The sequence below is a fragment of the Pseudomonas sp. CFBP 13602 genome, assembly GCF_014842725.1.
Classification (GTDB): domain Bacteria; phylum Pseudomonadota; class Gammaproteobacteria; order Pseudomonadales; family Pseudomonadaceae; genus Aquipseudomonas; species Aquipseudomonas baltica.
This window is the reverse complement of sequence record NZ_JACYVT010000002.1, coordinates 413,857-430,685: the sequence shown is the minus strand read 5'-3', so window position 1 is coordinate 430,685 and position 16,829 is coordinate 413,857. Positions and strand designations below refer to the sequence as shown.

At 63.1% G+C, this 16,829-nt stretch carries 18 protein-coding genes; 3 read left to right on the top strand and 15 right to left on the bottom strand.

Annotated features, from left to right (window positions below):
- Positions 1-9: 9 nt before the first annotated feature.
- The 8 genes from IFU31_RS05135 to IFU31_RS05100 form a co-directional block, all read right to left on the bottom strand.
- Positions 10-1,329 carry a sigma-54-dependent transcriptional regulator gene (locus IFU31_RS05135; protein ID WP_122476348.1) on the bottom strand — a complete coding sequence of 440 codons (1,320 nt, stop codon included), beginning with the start codon at positions 1,327-1,329 and terminating at the stop codon, positions 10-12.
- A complete protein-coding gene (locus IFU31_RS05130; RefSeq protein ID WP_185794338.1) occupies positions 1,326-3,215 on the bottom strand; it encodes a sensor histidine kinase in 1,890 nt (629 codons plus the stop codon). Before IFU31_RS05130 ends, IFU31_RS05135 begins: the two co-directional genes overlap by 4 nt.
- A gap of 63 nt (positions 3,216-3,278) precedes the next feature.
- Positions 3,279-4,013: an amino acid ABC transporter ATP-binding protein gene (locus IFU31_RS05125; RefSeq protein WP_122476344.1), complete on the bottom strand. Its 735-nt coding sequence runs from the start codon at positions 4,011-4,013 to the stop codon at positions 3,279-3,281.
- Complete coding sequence (locus IFU31_RS05120) at positions 4,010-4,678, bottom strand: amino acid ABC transporter permease (RefSeq protein ID WP_163007425.1); 669 nt, start codon at positions 4,676-4,678, stop codon at positions 4,010-4,012. Before IFU31_RS05120 ends, IFU31_RS05125 begins: the two co-directional genes overlap by 4 nt.
- Entirely contained in the window at positions 4,675-5,421 is a 747-nt protein-coding gene (locus IFU31_RS05115; protein ID WP_122476340.1) for an amino acid ABC transporter permease, read from the bottom strand. Before IFU31_RS05115 ends, IFU31_RS05120 begins: the two co-directional genes overlap by 4 nt.
- Positions 5,422-5,505: 84 nt before the next feature.
- Positions 5,506-6,420 (bottom strand): glutamate/aspartate ABC transporter substrate-binding protein, encoded by a 915-nt coding sequence (locus IFU31_RS05110; RefSeq protein ID WP_122476338.1) that lies wholly within the window; start codon positions 6,418-6,420, stop codon positions 5,506-5,508.
- A gap of 402 nt (positions 6,421-6,822) precedes the next feature.
- On the bottom strand, positions 6,823-8,097 hold the full coding sequence (locus IFU31_RS05105; protein WP_192102444.1) for a glucarate dehydratase: 1,275 nt from the start codon (positions 8,095-8,097) through the stop codon (positions 6,823-6,825).
- A 47-nt stretch (positions 8,098-8,144) separates the two neighbouring features.
- The gene (locus tag IFU31_RS05100) at positions 8,145-9,449 is read right to left on the bottom strand and encodes an MFS transporter (protein WP_122476774.1); all 1,305 of its coding nucleotides are present in this window, start codon (positions 9,447-9,449) and stop codon (positions 8,145-8,147) included.
- A gap of 137 nt (positions 9,450-9,586) precedes the next feature.
- Here IFU31_RS05100 and IFU31_RS05095 point away from each other — a divergent pair, with 137 nt between their 5' ends.
- On the top strand, positions 9,587-10,498 hold the full coding sequence (locus IFU31_RS05095) for a LysR substrate-binding domain-containing protein (protein ID WP_122476336.1): 912 nt from the start codon (positions 9,587-9,589) through the stop codon (positions 10,496-10,498).
- A gap of 269 nt (positions 10,499-10,767) precedes the next feature.
- Here the strand turns inward: IFU31_RS05095 and IFU31_RS05090 are convergent, their stop codons facing one another.
- On the bottom strand, positions 10,768-10,935 hold the full coding sequence (locus IFU31_RS05090; RefSeq protein ID WP_084139696.1) for a DUF2897 family protein: 168 nt from the start codon (positions 10,933-10,935) through the stop codon (positions 10,768-10,770).
- 205 nt (positions 10,936-11,140) lie between these two features.
- Here IFU31_RS05090 and pyrF point away from each other — a divergent pair, with 205 nt between their 5' ends.
- Positions 11,141-11,857 carry an orotidine-5'-phosphate decarboxylase gene (pyrF, locus tag IFU31_RS05085; RefSeq protein WP_192102443.1) on the top strand — a complete coding sequence of 239 codons (717 nt, stop codon included), beginning with the start codon at positions 11,141-11,143 and terminating at the stop codon, positions 11,855-11,857.
- Here pyrF and IFU31_RS05080 read toward each other — a convergent pair.
- The 6 genes from IFU31_RS05080 to IFU31_RS05055 all read right to left on the bottom strand — a co-directional run bounded on the left by IFU31_RS05080 (position 11,832) and on the right by IFU31_RS05055 (position 15,697).
- On the bottom strand, positions 11,832-13,031 hold the full coding sequence (locus IFU31_RS05080) for a benzoate/H(+) symporter BenE family transporter (RefSeq protein ID WP_192102442.1): 1,200 nt from the start codon (positions 13,029-13,031) through the stop codon (positions 11,832-11,834). The two genes, pyrF and IFU31_RS05080, sit on opposite strands and share 26 nt — an antisense overlap.
- A gap of 109 nt (positions 13,032-13,140) precedes the next feature.
- On the bottom strand, positions 13,141-13,512 hold the full coding sequence (locus IFU31_RS05075; RefSeq protein ID WP_192102441.1) for a glutaredoxin family protein: 372 nt from the start codon (positions 13,510-13,512) through the stop codon (positions 13,141-13,143).
- Positions 13,513-13,540: 28 nt separating this feature from the next.
- On the bottom strand, positions 13,541-14,086 hold the full coding sequence (gene folE, locus IFU31_RS05070) for a GTP cyclohydrolase I FolE (RefSeq protein WP_122476328.1): 546 nt from the start codon (positions 14,084-14,086) through the stop codon (positions 13,541-13,543).
- A 72-nt stretch (positions 14,087-14,158) separates the two neighbouring features.
- Positions 14,159-14,716 (bottom strand): Smr/MutS family protein, encoded by a 558-nt coding sequence (locus IFU31_RS05065; protein ID WP_122476326.1) that lies wholly within the window; start codon positions 14,714-14,716, stop codon positions 14,159-14,161.
- Positions 14,717-14,752: 36 nt separating this feature from the next.
- The gene (locus tag IFU31_RS05060) at positions 14,753-15,073 is read right to left on the bottom strand and encodes a hypothetical protein (RefSeq protein ID WP_122476324.1); all 321 of its coding nucleotides are present in this window, start codon (positions 15,071-15,073) and stop codon (positions 14,753-14,755) included.
- Positions 15,074-15,106: 33 nt separating this feature from the next.
- A complete protein-coding gene (locus tag IFU31_RS05055; RefSeq protein ID WP_122476322.1) occupies positions 15,107-15,697 on the bottom strand; it encodes a cysteine hydrolase family protein in 591 nt (196 codons plus the stop codon).
- A gap of 137 nt (positions 15,698-15,834) precedes the next feature.
- Between IFU31_RS05055 and prmB the strand changes: the two genes are divergently transcribed.
- A complete protein-coding gene (gene prmB / locus IFU31_RS05050) occupies positions 15,835-16,743 on the top strand; it encodes a 50S ribosomal protein L3 N(5)-glutamine methyltransferase (protein ID WP_192102440.1) in 909 nt (302 codons plus the stop codon).
- Positions 16,744-16,829 lie beyond the last annotated feature (86 nt).

Genomic DNA, 16,829 nt, shown 5'->3' with positions numbered 1-16,829 from the left:
TCACCTATCTCAGTTCAGCCCGTATTTCTTGACCTTGTCGAACAGGGTGGTCTTGGCCATGCCCAGCTCGAGGCTGGCCTGGCTGAGATTGCCCGCCGTACGCTGCAGGGCCTCGGTCAGCAGGTTGCGCTCGAACGCTTCCACCGCTTCGGAAAAGCCCAGGCTGACCACGGTGGCTGCACCGTTCTTCTTGAAGGCCGGCAAACCCAGTGCGTAGCGCTCGGCCACGTTGCGTAGCTCGCGGACGTTGCCGGGCCAGTCATGGCTCATCAGGCGCGACAAGGTTGGTGCATCGAGCTCGGGCGGCTCACGGTCGAAGCGCAGCGCGGCCATCTGCAGGAAATGCTCGAACAGCTCGAGAATGTCTTCACGGCGCTCGCGCAGCGGCGGCAGTTCCAGGGTCACCACGTTGAGGCGGTAATACAGGTCGCTGCGGAACTGGTTCTGTCGGCTCAACGCGTCCAGGTCGGCCTTGGTGGCGGCGATCAGGCGACAGTCGACGGCAATGCTCTGGTTCGACCCCAGGCGTTCCAGTGTGCGCTCCTGCAGTACCCGCAGCAGCTTGATCTGCAGCGGTATCGGCATGCTTTCCACTTCGTCGAGAAACAGCGTGCCCTGGTCGGCATGCTCGATCTTGCCGATGCGGCGCTTGCCGGCGCCGGTGAAGGCATTGGCTTCATGGCCGAAGATCTCGCTTTCGAACAGCTGTTCCGGCAGGCCGCCGCAATTGAGCGCCACGAATGGCTGCGGCTGGCGCCGGCTGAAATCGTGCAGGCAGCGGGCGACCAGTTCCTTGCCGGTCCCGGTTTCACCCTCGATCAACACGTTGGCCGAGGTGTCGGCGACGTTGGCGATCAGCTCGCGCAGATTGTGCATGGCGGGCGAGCGGCCAATGATGCGGCCTTCCAGCGAACTGCGTTCGGCCAACTGACGACGCAGCGAACTGACCTCGCGCGCCAGCCCGCGTCGCTCCAGCGCGCGGCGCACCACGTCCACCAGGCGCTCGGGCGAGAAGGGCTTCTCCATGAAGTCATAGGCGCCGCTGCGCATGGCCCCCACGGCCATGGAAATGTCGCCGTGGCCGGTGATCAGCACCACGGGCAGGCTGGGGTCACGCGCCTTCAGCTGGCTCAGCAGTTCCAGGCCGTCCATGCCGGGCAGGCGGATATCGCTGACCACGATGCCGGCGAAATCGTCGCCGATGCAGGCCAGCGCGGCCTCGGCGCTGGCCACGCCCTGGCTGGGAATGTCTTCCAGCGCCAGGGCCTGCTGGCAGCCGAGCAGTACGTGGGGGTCGTCTTCGACGATCAGGACGGTCAAGGCGTTCATGGCGACTCGCTGGGCGACGCTGCCGCAAGCGGCAGGCTGAGAATGAAAGTGGTGCCACCGTCGGCGGGGTGCTCGACGGCCAGGTTGCCACCGGCGGCCGCCGCCAGGCTGGCCGACAGGGTCAGCCCCAGCCCCAGCCCGTGCTCGCCGGGCTTGGTGGTGAAAAAGGGCTCGAACAGATGCTTGCGTGTCTCGACGTCGATGCCGTGCCCGTTGTCGCGCACCTGCACGGCGTAGCGCTCACCCTCCATGCGGCCGTCCAGCCAGAGCGTGGGCTGCGGCTGGCCGGCAGTGGCATCCAGGGCGTTGCCGATCAGGTTGACCAGAATCTGTTCCAGACGGGTCTGGTCGATCGCCAGCTGCATTTCGCTGCAGTTGCGCTGCACGTTCAGGCCACTGGCCTCGATGCGACTGGCGAGCACCTGCAGCGCACCGTCCAGCGCCTTGCCCAGGCTGGCCTGGCCCTTGTCGTCGCCGCGGCGGGCGAAAGAGCGCAGGCTGGCGGTGATGCGCCCCATGCGGTCGATCAGTTCATTCATGGTGCTCAGGTTGGTGCTGGCCGTGTCCAGCGCACCGCGTTCCAGAAAGCGCACGGTATTGCCCGACAGGGTGCGCAAGGCTGCCAGCGGTTGATTGAGCTCGTGGGCGATACTGGTGGACATCTGGCCGATGGCGGCCAGCTTGCCTGCCTGCACCAGCTCGTCCTGGGCCTTGCGCAGGGTTTCCTCGGCCTGGCGGCGTTCGCGAATCTGGCCCTTGAGGCGTTCGTTGCTGGCGCGCAGGTCCTGGGTACGCTCGGCGATGCGCCGCTCCAGATGGCTGTTGGCCTGTTCCAGCGCTTCACGGGCGGCAAGGCGGGTGGCCAGCACCTTGCGTCGCTCGTTCCAGGCAATCAGCAAGAAAGCTAGCAGGGCAAAGGCCACGGCCACGAGCACGCCCTGCACGATGGCTTCGTGCCGCAGATCCTGCATGGAGGTCAGCAGCGTGAAGCGCCAAGGCGTGTCGGCCAGGCGCCGCGACTGCGACAGGTAGGTGACGTCGATGTCCTTGCCCGGCTTGTCGGTGTGGGTCGTGAAGGTGAGCAACTCCACCCCATCGGCCAGACGCTGGCGAGCGAGCGGTTCGAGCTCGTTGAGCGGCCACCAGTAGTACTGCAGGCTGCGCGCCAGGCGTTCCTTGATTTCCGGAGTCAACGGACGCACCGACTTCAGGCGCCGCGCCGGATCGCTGGAAAGAATGATGATGCCGTTCTCGTCGCTGACGAAGGCCTCCAGGCGAGCCTTCTGCCAGCGCTCTTCCAGTGCTTCCAGGCGCACCTTGATCACGGCCACGCCGATCAGCTTGCCGTGCTCCTCCAGGCCGTGGGCGAGGAAGTAGCCGGGCTCGCCGGTGGTGCTGCCGATGCCGTAGAAACGCCCGGGCTGGCCGCGAATGGCGGCCTGGAAATAACCGCGGAATGACAGGTCCTCACCGAGAAAACTGTCGGCATCGCGCCAGTTGCTGGTGGCCTGTACACGGCCGGTGGTGTCGAGCACGTAGATGGCGCGGCTGCGGCTGCGCCGATTGAGGCCTTCCAGGTAATCGTTGACCGCCTGGCGGTGCTCGCCGTCGGGCTCGTTGAGCAGGGTCGAGACACTGTCCTCGAGTTCCAGCAGGCTGGGCAGGTAGGTGTACTTGGTGATTTCGCTTTCGACGGCGCGCGCGTGCAGTTCAAGCTGCCGTTCGCCGTTTTCGCTCAGGGCGCGAATGCTGTTGTGCTCGCTGACCAGAAAACCCACGTAGCCCAGGCCCAGCGTCAACAGCAGGATCAGCGGCGGCAGGAACAATTGGCGAATCAGGCGGGGCTTCACGATCAGGTCAGGCTTTGTGGCGGGCAGGCATTTCATCACAGTCGCCTTCATGCAGCCAGCGTCCTGCGCCCGGCAGTGCGGGCGCAGGACGGCCGGTCATCAGTGCTGCAAGATCTTGGCGAGGAACTGCTGGGCGCGATCGGACCGCGCGCTGACATCGCCGAAGAATTCTTCCTTGGGGCAGTCTTCGACGATCTGTCCCTGGTCCATGAAGATCACCCGGTTGGCCACCTTGCGGGCAAAGCCCATTTCATGGGTCACGCACATCATGGTCATGCCTTCGTGGGCCAGTTGCACCATCACGTCGAGCACTTCGTTGACCATTTCCGGGTCGAGCGCCGAAGTCGGTTCGTCGAACAGCATGACTACCGGGTCCATGGCCAGGGCGCGGGCAATCGCCACGCGCTGCTGCTGGCCGCCGGACAGCTGGCCGGGGTGCTTGTGGGCGTGGGCGGAGAGGCCGACGCGTTCGAGCAGCTGCAGGCCCTTTTTGGTGGCTTCTTCCTTGCTGCGGCCCAGCACCTTAATCTGCGCGATGGTCAGGTTTTCGGTGATGGTCAGGTGCGGAAACAGCTCGAAGTGCTGGAACACCATGCCCACGCGCGAACGCAGCTTGGGCAGGTTGGTCTTGGGATCGGCGATGGACGTGCCGTCGACCACGATGTCGCCTTTCTGGAAAGGCTCCAGCGCATTCACGCACTTGATCAGGGTCGACTTGCCCGAACCCGAAGGCCCGCACACCACGACCACTTCACCTTTCTTGACGTCGGTGCTGCAATCGGTGAGCACCTGGAAGTCGCCATACCACTTGTTGATATTCTTGATGGAGATCATACGGCTAACCTTTTTTGCAGACGCTTGACCAGAAGGGAGGCGCTGAAGCTGATGAGGAAATACACCACGCCGGCGAAGATCAGGAATTCATTGGCCCGGCCAATGATGTCGCCGCTGGCGCGCGCCGAGTTGAGAAAGTCCACCAGGCCCACGGTGTAGACCAGCGAAGTGTCCTGGAACAGGATGATGCTCTGCTGCAGCAGCAGCGGGGTCATCTTGCGGAACGCCTGGGGCAGGATGATCAGGCGCATGGTCTGACCGTAGTTCATGCCCAGCGCTTGCGCGGCACCCATCTGGCCCTTGGAGATGGACTGCACGCCGGCCCGCACGATTTCACAGAAGTACGCGGCCTCGAACATCATGAACGCCACGAGGCACGAGGTGAAGGCACCGACCGGGGTGTCTTCGCCGGTGATCCAGCGCAGCACGAAAGGCACCGCCAGGTAGAACCAGGTGATGACCAGCAGCAACGGAATGGAGCGGAAGTAGTTGACGTAGGCACCGGCGAAGCGCGACAGCAGCTTGTTCGAAGACAGGCGCATCAAGGCCAGCACCGTGCCCAGGGCAATGCCGCCGATGACGCCCAGCACCATCAGCTGCAAGGTCATGACCATGCCGTTCCACATGCCCGGCAGCGCCGGAATGATTCCACTGAAGTCCATCATTTACCTCCCAGGGAAATCAACCCAGGCACGGCGAGTCTGCGCTCGAACACGCGCATCAACAGCATCAGGCTCATGTTCAGGGTGAAGTAGATCAGCGTGGCCAGGGTGAAGGCCTCGAACAGGTTGGCCGAGAACTCCGCGGTCTGCTTGGTTTGCGCCAGCAATTCCATCAGGCCGATCAACGATGCCACCGACGAGTTCTTGAACACGTTGAGGAATTCGGAGGTAAGCGGTGGAATGATGATGCGGTAGGCCTGTGGCAGCAGCACGTTCCAGTAGATCTGCGGCAGGCGGAAGCCCATTGCCCTGGCGGCGGATTCCTGACCGTGGGGCAGCGCCTGAATACCGGTACGCACCTGCTCGCAGACACGCGCCGCGGTGAACAGGCCCAGGCACACCACTACACTGAGGAATGCCGAGGTAGTCGGGTTGAGGTCCTGCTTGTACCACTCTTGCATGCCTTCGGGCAGCAGGTCGGGGACCAGGAAATACCAGATGAACAGCTGCACCAGCAACGGCACGTTGCGGAACAGTTCGACGTAGCAGGTCGCGATGCCCGAGACCCAGCGGCTCGGTACGGTGCGCATGACACCCAGCACGGAGCCCAGCAGCAGGGCGATGATCCAGGCGACCACGGCAATGGCGATGGTCCAGCCCAGGCCGGAGATGTACCAATCCAGGTAGATCTCGCTGCCGACGCCAGTGGACTTGAAGAAGACGCTCCAGTCCCAGTTGTAATTCATGGGGAATACCCCTCGGAAATTGATTCACGGGCACAGGCTTTCACTCGAACGCCGGGCGGCGCTCGAGTGAAGGCAGGGTGGTGCTTACGACTTCTTGTCGGGAGCCGGCTTGTCGTTGGGGTTGGCGATCAGCGCCTTGAGCTCGTCGCTCATGGGGAAGCCCAGGTTCAGGCCCTTTGGCGGGATCGGCTGGCTGAACCACTTGTCGTAGATGCCGTTGATGTCGCCGGAAGCGAAGGTGGCCTTGATCGCGTCGTCGACCGCTTTCTTGAACGGCTCGTCACCCTTGCGCACCATGCAGCCGTAGATTTCATAGGACTGCGGCGTGCCGGTGACTTCCCAGTCGGTGGGCTTCTTGGCCTTGGCCATTTCGCCGGCGAGCAGGGCGTCGTCCATCATGAAGGCGACGGCGCGGCCCGATTCGAGCATCTGGAAGGACTCGCCATGGTCTTTTGCCGAGACGATGTTCATGCCCATCTGCTTGTCGGCGTTCATGGACTTGAGGATACGCTCGGAGGTGGTGCCGGCGGTGGTGACGACGTTCTTGCCTTTCAGATCGTCGAAATCCTTGTAGGAGGAATCTTTCTTGCTCAGCAGACGGGTGCCGATCTCGAAAATGCCTACGGAGAAATCGACCTGCTGGGCGCGTTCGGCGTTGTTGGTGGTGGAACCGCATTCCAGGTCGATGGTGCCGTTCTGGACCAGCGGGATACGGGTCTGCGACGTCACCAGGTTGTACTTGACCTTCAGGTCGGGCATGTCGAGGTCCTTTTTCAGGGCCTCGACTACCTTGAGCTGGATGTCGTGCGAGTAGCCGACCGGCTTGCCGGACGCATCGGCGATGTACGAGAAGGGGATGGATGCGTCGCGGTGACCGAGGGTGATGGTGCCCGAATCCTTGATTTTCTTCAGAGTGCCGGTGAGTTCGGCAGCCAATGCTGGAGTACTGATCAGCGCGGCGGCAATGGCGGCGCTCAGGAGTTTTGGAACGATACGCATCAATGAATCCTCGACTTTGTTTTTTTTATCGAGCCCGCAGGCCCTCGGGGTACGGCGAAATCCGGCGGCTGGGTAGTTACCGGCTTCGTTGAAGAGTGTAGAGCATGAGTCGTGCCAAAGGCAGGGATGTGGCTCGCAGCCAAGCCGGCTGGGGAGGTTGGGCATGTAGCAGGGGATGAGGAGCGAAAGCTTCGTTCGGAAATCCGAATATCGGCAGGTGCAAAAGACGGGTTTCCGAGTGGCTGAAACATTCGCGGGCAGTGGGCTCGCCGCTTGTCCCGTTCCCACAGGCGAGACATAACCATTCGCGGGCAGATGGCTCGCCGCCNAGGCGAGACATAACCATTCGCGGGCAGATGGCTCGCCGCCCGCGAAGAGGCCTCTGGATCAAACCGGGACCCATCAAAACCGTGGCTTTACCGCTTTCCAGTCCGGCTTGTACTTGGCCATCTGCCGCACATCGTCGCGAGAACGAATCCCGCAGCGCAGAAACTGCTCATGCAGCATGCCCAGCTGGTCGCGATCCAGTTCCAGCCCCAGCCCTGGCGTCTTGTTGATCTTCACGCACCCGTCGACGATGGGCAGCTTGCCGCCCTTGATCACTTCTTCATCCGGCTCCTGCCACGGATAGTGCGTGTCACAGGCGTAATCCAGGTTCGGCACCGACGCCGCCACATGGGCCATGGCCATCAAGCTGATGCCCAGGTGAGAGTTCGAGTGCATGGACACGCCCAGGCCCCAGGTGTGACACATGCTCGCCAGCACTTGGGTATCTCGCAGGCCACCCCAGTAGTGATGGTCGGCGAGCACGATCTGCACACTGTTGCGCTCGACGCTGCGGCGAAACTCGGCGAAGTCGGTCACCACCATGTTGGTCGCCAGGGGCAGCCCGGTGCGCTTGTGCAACTCGGCCATGCCGTCCAGCCCGGGGCAGGGGTCCTCATAGTATTGCAGGCTGTCGCCAAGCAGCTCGGCCATGCGGATCGAGGTCTCCAGTGACCAGTTGCCGTTGGGGTCGATGCGCAGCGGGTGGTCGGGGAAGGCTTTCTTCAGGGCCAGAATGCACGCCACTTCACGCTCGGGTTCAAGGGTGCCGGCCTTGAGCTTGATGCTCTTGAAACCATACTGCTCGATCATGCGCCTGGCCTGGGCGACGATCTGCTCCTCGTTCAAGGCCTCGCCCCAATTGTCCGCAGGGTAGGGCGAGTCGACGTGCTCGGCGTACTTGAAAAACAGGTAGGCACTGAATGGCACTTCGTCACGCACCGCGCCACCGAGCAGATCCACCAGCGGGCGGTTCAGCGAACGCGCCTGCAGGTCGAGCAACGCCACCTCGAATGCCGAATAGGCATTGGTGACCGCCTTGCTGGCATGGGAGCCCGGTGCCAACTCGGCGCCGCTCACGCTGGCCGGCTTGTGCCGGGCCACCGTGCTGGCGACGATCTGGCGCAGACCGTTGAGGTTGAACGGGTCCAGGCCCGGCAGTTGGTCCTTGATGGCCATCTGAATGGCCAGCGCCGGTGCGTCGCCGTAGCTTTCGCCCAGCCCCACATAGCCGTTGTCGCTCTCCACCTCGATGATCGAGCGCAAGGCATAGGGTTCGTGGATGCCGCTGGCGTTGAGCAGTGGCGGGTCGCGGAAAGCGATCGGGGTAACGGTTACGCGTTTGATTTTCACAGGCATTCTCCTCGGGATGCAGGCCCCGCCTGGCGGGGCGTTCCTTGTCAGTGCGCGGCGGCAGGTTGCAGCGGCTTGTCATCGGGCTTCTGCCCGCGGGGTCGGGTGCGGGCGAAAAACACCACGATCGCGGCCAGCACGGAGGTGGCGGCCAGGCCATACAGGCCGCCCTGGATCGACCCGGTCTTCTCTTCCAGAAAACCGAACACGGTGGGGGCGACGAAGCCGCCCAGGTTGCCCACCGAGTTGATCAGGGCCAGCACGGCGGCAGCGATGCGTGCGTCCAGATAGGCTTGCGGGATCGGCCAGAACAACGCCGAGGCGGCCTTGAAACCTACCGCTGCAAAACAGATGGCAACGAAGGCGAACACCGGGCCGCCGTAGGTCGACATGAACATGCCTGCGGCCGCGATCAGCAAGGTCGTCGCCACCCACGCCTGCTGATGCTTGAAACGTGCAGCCAGGGCGGCGAAGCCGTACATGGCGGCAATCGAAATGATCCAGGGAATGGAGTTGAACAGGCCCACTTCGAAGTCGGACACGTTGCCCATCTTCTTGATCATGCTGGGCAGCCAGAACGTGGCGCCGTAGATGGTCAGGGCCACCGAAAAGAAGATGAAGCAGAACACCAGGATCTGTGTGTCGGCGAGCAACTTGAAGATCGACGGCTTGACCACGTGCTCGGCTTCACGGGCACGTTGCTCGTCGGCGATGACGCGGCTCAGGGTCGTCTGCTCGGTGGCGGTGAGCCACTTGGCTTCGTGGATGTGCGACTGCAACCAGTAGTAGACGAACCCGCACAGCGCCACCGAAGCGCCGCCCTCGATCAGAAACATCCACTGCCAGCCATGCAGGCCCAGCCCGGTCACGCTCAACAGGGCGCCGGTGATGGGTCCGGAGATGATCGAAGCGATGGCCGAACCACTGAGGAAGATCGCCATGGCCTTGCCGCGCTCGCTGGCCGGCAGCCATTGAGTGAAGTAGTAGAGCACGCCGGGATAGAAGCCCGCTTCGGTGACGCCGAGCAGAAAGCGCATGACGTAGAAGCTGGTTTCGCCCTGGACGAAGGCCATGCCCATGGCCACCAGGCCCCAGGTGAACATGATCCGCGTAAGCCAGGCGCGGGCACCGAAGCGTTGCAGGAGCATGTTGGAGGGCACTTCGAACAGTGCGTAGCCAACGAAGAACAGACCTGCACCCAGGCCATAGGCGGCGGCACCGATACCCAGATCGGTTTCCATGTGGGTGCGGACGAAACCGATGTTCACCCGGTCAATGTAATTGACGATGAACATTACGACGAACAGTGGCAGCACATGCCGCTTGACCTTGGCCACCGCGCTGGCGAGCACGCTGGGGTCGATGGCACCGGATTGAACGTTCAAGGGCGACTCCGATGGTTATTTTTTTTGGAGGGCTCGATCATGAACTTGGGGTATTGTTTCAGTCCAATTCAAGTTGGCACTTGATTGATACCGAGGTTGAATCAATGTTCGAACTCAGCCAGCTCCGTTGCTTCACTACCGTGGCCACGGAACTCAATTTCCGCCGCGCCGCCGAACGCCTCAACATGACCCAGCCGCCCTTGAGTCGGCAGATCCAACTGCTGGAGCACCACCTGGGCGTGGAACTGTTTACGCGCAGCACGCGCAGCGTGGCACTCACCGCGGCCGGCCGGGCTTTTTTCGTCGAGGCGCAAAACCTGCTGGAGCGAGCGCAGCAAGCGGCGGTGTCGGCCAGGCGTTTTGCCGAGGGCGATATCGGCTCGGTGAATATCGCCTTCGTCGGCAGCGCAGTGTACGAATTCCTGCCCAAGGTCATCGCCGAGGCGCGGCTCAAGCAGCCGCAAGTGAAGATCGACCTGTCGGAAATGAACACCTACCAGCAACACGAAGCCTTGCGTGCCCGGCGTATCGATCTGGGCATCGCGCGCGCACCGTTGCTCGACAGCGGCTACCTGACCGAATGCCTGGTGCGCGAGCCGTTCGTCCTGGCAACCCCGGCCGGGCATCCGCTGGCCGACGCCGGCGTGGTGCGCGTGCAGGATCTGGATGGCCAGCCGTTCCTGATGTACTCGCACTCGGCCTATCCACCATTCAACGAGCTGCTCACCGGAATGCTGCGTTCGGCTCAGGTGACCCCGCAATACGTGCAGTGGCTGGGTTCATCGCTGACCATTCTGGCGCTGGTCAATGCCGGCATGGGCGTTGCGCTGGTGCCACGTTGCGCCACCAGCGTGGTGTTCAAGAACGTGGTGTTTCGCGATATCGATCTGGGTGAGGGGGTGCAGAGCGAACTGCATCTCATCTGGCGCGAGAACAACGACAATCCGGCGTTCGCCATGCTGCTCGAGGCCATCAGGAGTGCGGCGCGTAATGGATGGGGCGGCGATATTCACTGATCATAAATTGATCAAGGTCGGCAAAGCCTTGCGGTACGTGGCCTGCGGCCTGTTCTCCCAAGCTTATCCACAGGCAGGTACACGCCGAATGTGCATAAACCCTTGAAACAGCTCGTTTTTTGAGCAGGCCGTGAAAACGCTTGCGGGCCGTGGCCTGCAGGGCATTGCACCCAGGTTATGCACAGGCTCATGCATGTTTTCAGGGGATAAGCTTCGGCCTGCCGACAGAGCGTCCCAAGTGCCGGCGCACTCGGGACTTCACGCGTCTGTCAGCGGTTGCGTGCGTCCTTCGCATCCATTTCGGCGTTGCGTTCGTGCACTTTCTTGAGCTGCTCATCGGTCAATGGCAGCTTCTGGGCACTTTGCTTGAGCACCATCAAGCCACCGACGATCGAGCCGATGGCCACCAACAATATCAACCAGGCATACCAGGGCATGGGACACTCCTTGCGCGGTGCGCCGAGAATGCGCGGCGCTTGTGAAGGTTGGAGCGACAGTGGGTCGCAGTGGTTCCATCATAGCCCTTGGCGATCGCGCCGGGGCGTTGCTTCGAGCCGGTGGTGGTGGCTGTGCAGGGCGCCCGCGGCCGGGCAAAATCCGCTACAATGCGCGCCGATTTCGACCTGCCTCCGAGAACCCGCCATGTCCGTCTGCCAGACTCCCATCATCGTCGCCCTGGATTACCCGACCCGCGAAGCGGCCCTGAAGCTGGCCGATCAACTGGATCCCAAGCTGTGCAGGGTCAAGGTGGGCAAGGAGCTGTTCACCAGCAGCGCCTCGGGCATCGTCGAAACCTTGAACGCCAAGGGCTTCGAGGTGTTCCTGGACTTGAAATTCCACGATATCCCGAACACCACCGCCATGGCCGTCAAGGCTGCTGCCGAAATGGGCGTGTGGATGGTCAACGTCCACTGTTCCGGTGGCCTGCGCATGATGACGGCTTGCCGCGAGGTGCTGGAACAGCGCTCTGGCGCCAAGCCATTGCTGATCGGCGTCACCGTGTTGACCAGCATGGAGCGCGAAGACCTTGCCGCCATCGGCCTGGACATCGAGCCGCAGGAGCAGGTGTTGCGCCTGGCGGCGCTGGCGCAAAAAGCCGGCATGGATGGTCTGGTCTGTTCGGCGCTCGAAGCCCAGGCCTTGAAGGCAGCCCACCCGACCCTGCAGCTGGTAACCCCAGGCATTCGCCCGGCCGGCAGCGCCCAGGATGACCAGCGGCGCATCCTCACACCTCGCCAGGCGCTGGATGCGGGTTCCGATTACCTGGTGATCGGGCGTCCGATCAGCCAGGCTGTCGATCCAGCCCAGGCGTTGGCCGATGTGGTTGCGCAGATCAACGGCTGGGCTTGCCCGCGTTGAGAATCAGCAACGTCAGTACGCCGGCAATGATCCCCCAGAACGCCGAGCCTACCGAAAACAGCGTCAGGCCCGAGGCGGTGACCATGAACGTCACCAAAGCGGCCTCGCGCTCCTTCGGCTCGCTCATGGCCTGAGTCAGGCCATTGATGATGGAGCCGAACAACGCCAGTGCGGCGATCGACAGCACCAGCTCTTTGGGCAAGGCGGCGAACAGCGCTGCCAGTGTGGCGCCGAAGGTGCCCGCAATCGCATAGAACACGCCGCACCAGACCGCCGCGGTATAGCGTTTGGCAGGGTCTTCGTGGGCATGCGGGCCCGTGCAGATGGCCGCGCTGATGGCCGCAAGGTTGACCCCATGGGAGCCGAACGGCGCCATCAGCAACGAGGCGATACCCGTCACCGAGATCAATGGCGAGGCCGCTACCTGATAGCCATCGGCGCGCAGTACGGCAATACCCGGCATGTTCTGCGAGGTCATGGCCACCACGAACAGGGGAATGCCGATGCTGATGGTCGCAGCCAGGGAAAAGGACGGCGTGGTCCACTGCGGCACGGCGACCTGCAGGCTGAAATGGCTGAAATCGAGCAGGCCGAGCGCGCCGGAAACCAGCGTGCCGATGACCAGCGCCGCCAGCACCGCATAGCGCGGCGACAGCCGTTTCACCATCAGGTAGGTGAAGAACATGCACAGCACCAGGGCTGTGCGATGCTGCGCGGCGACGAATATCTCGCTGCCGATCTTGAACAGGATACCGGCCAGCAACGCTGCGGCCAGCGAAGCAGGCAGGCGCTTGAGCAGGCGTTCGAAACTGCCGGTCAGGCCGCAGATCGTGACCAGCACCGCGCAGGTGATGAACGCGCCGATGGCTTCGGGGTAACTCACGCCGCCCAGGCTGGTGATCAGCAGGGCAGCGCCCGGTGTCGACCAGGCGACCGTGATGGGGGTGCGGTAGCGCAGCGACAGACCGATGCTGCACACCGCCATGCCGATCGACAGTGCCCAGATCCACGAGGATATCTGCGCGGTGGTCAGGCCGGCGGCCTGGCCGGCCTGGAACATCAGGACCAGCGAGCTGGTGTAGCCGGTCATCATGGCGATGAAACCGGCCACCACGGCAGATGGCGCCGTATCGGCCAGCGGACGCAGCGGGGCGACGGTGGTGGGGTTGGGCATGGCGGTCCGATCCTTGTCCTGAGCAGCGTCGGTCAAGGGTAAGCCAAGGTGTACAGGCGCATGCGGTACAGCGGCGCGATCAATCGGCGATACAGCTGGGCGACAGCACTCAGGCTGCCGCGAAGCGGGTGTTCAGGTAATCGATGATCACTTTGGAATCGTACATCCAGGTGACCTTGCCGGCCTCCTCGATACGCAGGCAGGGCACCTTGATCTTGCCACCCTCGGCCAGCAGGGTATCGCGCGCCACCGGGTCGTTTTTCGCGTCGCGCAGGGGTACCGGCACATTGAGCTTGTGCAGGGTGCGGCGGGTCTTCACGCAGAACGGGCAGGCGTGGAACTGATAGAGAGTCAGCCCGCTGGCGGCGCGGTCGACCTTGGCCTGCGCTTCGGTGCTGCGCTTGCGACGCGGTGGGCGGGTGAGCAGGTCGCCCGCCACGATCACCTGGCCCAGTCCGATACGCAACGCTTTCATCAACATGTGGCAGCCCTCGAGGTTGGGGTACGGCTTACTTGATCAGGCTGAGAAATTCGCTGCGGGTCGCCGCGTTGTCGCGGAACTCGCCCAGCATCACCGACGTGATCATCGAAGAGTTCTGCTTCTCGACGCCACGCATCATCATGCACATGTGCTTGGCTTCGATGACCACGGCGACACCCAGTGCACCAGTGACCTGCTGCACCGCGTCGGCGATCTGCCGACCCAGGTTTTCCTGGATCTGCAGGCGGCGAGCGTACATGTCGACGATACGCGCCACCTTGGACAGCCCGAGCACCTTGCCGCTGGGAATGTAGGCGACGTGAGCACGCCCAATGAACGGCAGCAGATGATGCTCGCACAACGAATAGAGTTCGATATCCCTGACCAAGACCATTTCGCTCGCATCGGAGCTGAACAGCGCACCGTTGGTGACTTCATCGAGAGTCTGCTCGTAGCCGCGGCACAAGTACTTCATGGCTTTGGCGGCGCGTTTGGGCGTATCGAGCAGGCCTTCGCGGTTAACGTCCTCGCCGAGCTGGCCAAGGATCTCGGTGTAGTTCTGTTCCAGGGACATGATCAAACCTGTGGGGAAATATTTCGCAGACGCGAAGGGTACGGCTCCGCTCGCACGGGTGCAAGCGAAGCGTTATTCGTCGCGGCCTTCGAGCATGGTGCGCTTGAGCATCACGTACACCGCGCCGGCACCGCCGTGGCGTGGCTGACAGGAGGTGAAACCCAGCACCTGCGTGTGCTGGCGCAGCCAGGTATTGACGTGGCTCTTGATCATCGGCCGCTTGCCGTCCAGGCGCACCGCCTTGCCGTGGGTCACGCGCACGCAGCGGATCTCGAAGCGAGTGGCTTCGGCGAGGAATGCCCAGAGCGTTTCGCGAGCTTTCTCCACCGTCATGCCGTGCAGGTCGAGGCTGCCTTCGAAGGGAATCTGGCCGACCTTGAGCTTGCGCATCTGGCTTTCCTGGACGCCGTCGCGCGCCCAGTGCAGGTCGTCCTCGGGGCCGACGTCGATGACGAACTGATCGGACAGCCCGTCGACCGTCGTGCCCTGGGTACCCACCGTGGCTGCCTGGCGCAGTGCCTGCAGCTTGAGCTTGTCGGCTTTCGGCCTGCCGGTGTCGGCGCGATCGTGCTGGATGCGCCGTACGCCGCGCATCTGGTCCTTGAACAGGGAAAATTCGTCGTCTTGCATGAAGGTCTCCACCACGGGAGCGCTAGTCTACGCGACTCAATCGTGCTTTTTCATCAGGTGCGGGGCCAGGCCGAGTTCACGGCTGCGGCGCATTCCACGGCGGCTGCGGCGCCAGAGCCACAGGCCAAGATAAAGCACCAGCAGCCCCATGCCAGCGAGTATGGCCGCGCCGCTGGTGGTGGTGTCCAGCCCGATTATCTGCGGCGGATGCCCCAGCAGGGTGGCGACGCCAGCCATCGCCAACAACAAGCCAAGGGTCAGCAGCACGGCGCCCAGCCCCGCGCCCAGGCGATAGCGCCAGCCACCGGGAGCACGTTTCCTGAGTCTGCGCGCATTGAAACCATGGGATGACTTCATTGATTCCTCGGTGGCGATCGGGCCGGCTGGGGGTCAGAGCAAGTCGCCGGTCATGGCAACCGCGGCGAAGTTGTCACGCATGATGGCCATTTCAGCTTCCTGCACCTTGGCCGCGGCAAGCACGCCATCGCCCTGGGGCAGATCGCGGGTCGCGCAGGCGTCGGCCACCAGGGTGCAGCGATAACCGTAGTCCTTGGATGCACGCACGGTGGTGCTGACGCTGGAGTGGCTCATGAATCCGCAGACGATCAGGTCCAAGTGGCCATAGCTCTGCAGGAGCTCGTGCAGCCCGGTGTTGTTGAAGGCATTGGGCATGCGCTTCTCGACCACGGCTTCGTCGCCCTGCGGTTCGAAACCTTCGATGAACTCGCCGCGCCGGCCCTGGGGGTCAAACAGCCCGCCAACGGTGCCCAGATGGCGGATATGCACCACCGGCCGCTTGGCCGCACGCGCCGCAGCTACCAGGCTGGCGATGTTGGCCAGCGCATCGTCCATGCCCGACAGGGCCAGGTCGCCACTGAGGTATTCCTTCTGCGCATCGATGATGATCAGGCTGGCGTTGGCGATCCGGGTGGGCGGGAAACCGCGGCCACTGAGTTGGAACATCGTCTTTGGAACGGACATCTGGGGCTCCTTTGGCTAGGGCTTTTGCCGCATTGTCCTCTGCTCGAGCCGTTCTGTGAATCGGATTGAGCGAACATCGCGAAAATCACCCACGGGCCTCTGTTAATATTCCGGCTTGATTCGACCGAGGAGCTTTTGTGATCACTTCCCGCTTGCGCACCGTGCGCGACCACATCCGTTGGGCCGTCAGCCGTTTTCATGGCGAAGAGCTGTTCTTCGGCCACGGTACCGACAACGCCTGGGACGAAGCCCGTCTGTTGGTGCTGGGGGCGTTGAACCTGCCCTATGAAATCGCCGACAGCTACCTGGATTGCCGCCTGGAAGACGACGAGATCGTGCGTGTGCAGCACCTGCTCAAGCGGCGCATGGAAGAGCGCGTGCCGGCCGCCTACCTGATCGGCGAGGCCTGGTTCTGCGGCATGTCTTTCATTGTCGATGCGCGGGTGCTGGTGCCACGTTCACCGATCGGCGAGCTGATCGAGAACAGCTTCGAGCCCTGGTTGAGCCAGCCGCCGGCGCGCATCCTCGACCTGTGTACCGGTTCGGGCTGCATCGGCATCGCCTGCGCCGACGTTTTTCAGGACGCCGAAGTAGTGCTGGCCGACCTGTCGTTCGAGGCGCTCGAGGTGGCCAATCAAAACATCGAGCGGCATGGCCAGGAAGAGCGTGTCTATACGGTGCAGGGCGATGGTTTCGAAGGCCTGCCGGGGCAGCGTTTCGACTTGATCGTGTGCAACCCGCCCTATGTCGATGCCGAGGACTTCGCCGACATGCCCGCCGAGTACCAGCACGAACCCGAACTGGGCCTGGCCTGTGGCGACGACGGCCTGAACCTGGTGCGGCGCATGCTGGCCGAGGCGGCTGATCACCTCAACGACAGAGGCCTGTTGATCATCGAGGTCGGCAACAGCCAGGTGCACGTCGAGGCGCTCTACCCGGAAGTGGACTTCAACTGGCTGGAGTTCCAGCGCGGCGGGCATGGCGTGTTCATGCTCAGCGCGGCACAGTGCCGTGAGCATCAGGCGTTGCTCGCTTCGCGTATCTGAGAACGCATGAACTGTAGAGCGGGTTGCGCTCGCGAACGTCTGCAGCGGTTTGGCTCGATACCGCAGTGACGCCTTCGCGGGCAGAG

What these genes read in the sequence shown, in the direction of transcription:
- IFU31_RS05095 (WP_122476336.1), top strand. Translation starts at nt 9,587, where the DNA reads ATGTTCGAACTCAGCCAGCTCCGTTGCTTCACTACCGTGGCCACGGAA.
- pyrF (WP_192102443.1), top strand. Translation starts at nt 11,141, where the DNA reads ATGTCCGTCTGCCAGACTCCCATCATCGTCGCCCTGGATTACCCGACC.
- IFU31_RS05115 (WP_122476340.1), bottom strand. Translation starts at nt 5,421, where the DNA reads ATGAATTACAACTGGGACTGGAGCGTCTTCTTCAAGTCCACTGGCGTC.
- IFU31_RS05125 (WP_122476344.1), bottom strand. Translation starts at nt 4,013, where the DNA reads ATGATCTCCATCAAGAATATCAACAAGTGGTATGGCGACTTCCAGGTG.
- IFU31_RS05135 (WP_122476348.1), bottom strand. Translation starts at nt 1,329, where the DNA reads ATGAACGCCTTGACCGTCCTGATCGTCGAAGACGACCCCCACGTACTG.
- IFU31_RS05065 (WP_122476326.1), bottom strand. Translation starts at nt 14,716, where the DNA reads ATGCAAGACGACGAATTTTCCCTGTTCAAGGACCAGATGCGCGGCGTA.
- IFU31_RS05120 (WP_163007425.1), bottom strand. Translation starts at nt 4,678, where the DNA reads ATGATGGACTTCAGTGGAATCATTCCGGCGCTGCCGGGCATGTGGAAC.
- IFU31_RS05080 (WP_192102442.1), bottom strand. Translation starts at nt 13,031, where the DNA reads ATGCCCAACCCCACCACCGTCGCCCCGCTGCGTCCGCTGGCCGATACG.
- IFU31_RS05090 (WP_084139696.1), bottom strand. Translation starts at nt 10,935, where the DNA reads ATGCCCTGGTATGCCTGGTTGATATTGTTGGTGGCCATCGGCTCGATC.
- IFU31_RS05130 (WP_185794338.1), bottom strand. Translation starts at nt 3,215, where the DNA reads ATGAAATGCCTGCCCGCCACAAAGCCTGACCTGATCGTGAAGCCCCGC.
- IFU31_RS05075 (WP_192102441.1), bottom strand. Translation starts at nt 13,512, where the DNA reads ATGTTGATGAAAGCGTTGCGTATCGGACTGGGCCAGGTGATCGTGGCG.
- IFU31_RS05060 (WP_122476324.1), bottom strand. Translation starts at nt 15,073, where the DNA reads ATGAAGTCATCCCATGGTTTCAATGCGCGCAGACTCAGGAAACGTGCT.
- folE (WP_122476328.1), bottom strand. Translation starts at nt 14,086, where the DNA reads ATGTCCCTGGAACAGAACTACACCGAGATCCTTGGCCAGCTCGGCGAG.
- IFU31_RS05055 (WP_122476322.1), bottom strand. Translation starts at nt 15,697, where the DNA reads ATGTCCGTTCCAAAGACGATGTTCCAACTCAGTGGCCGCGGTTTCCCG.
- IFU31_RS05110 (WP_122476338.1), bottom strand. Translation starts at nt 6,420, where the DNA reads ATGCGTATCGTTCCAAAACTCCTGAGCGCCGCCATTGCCGCCGCGCTG.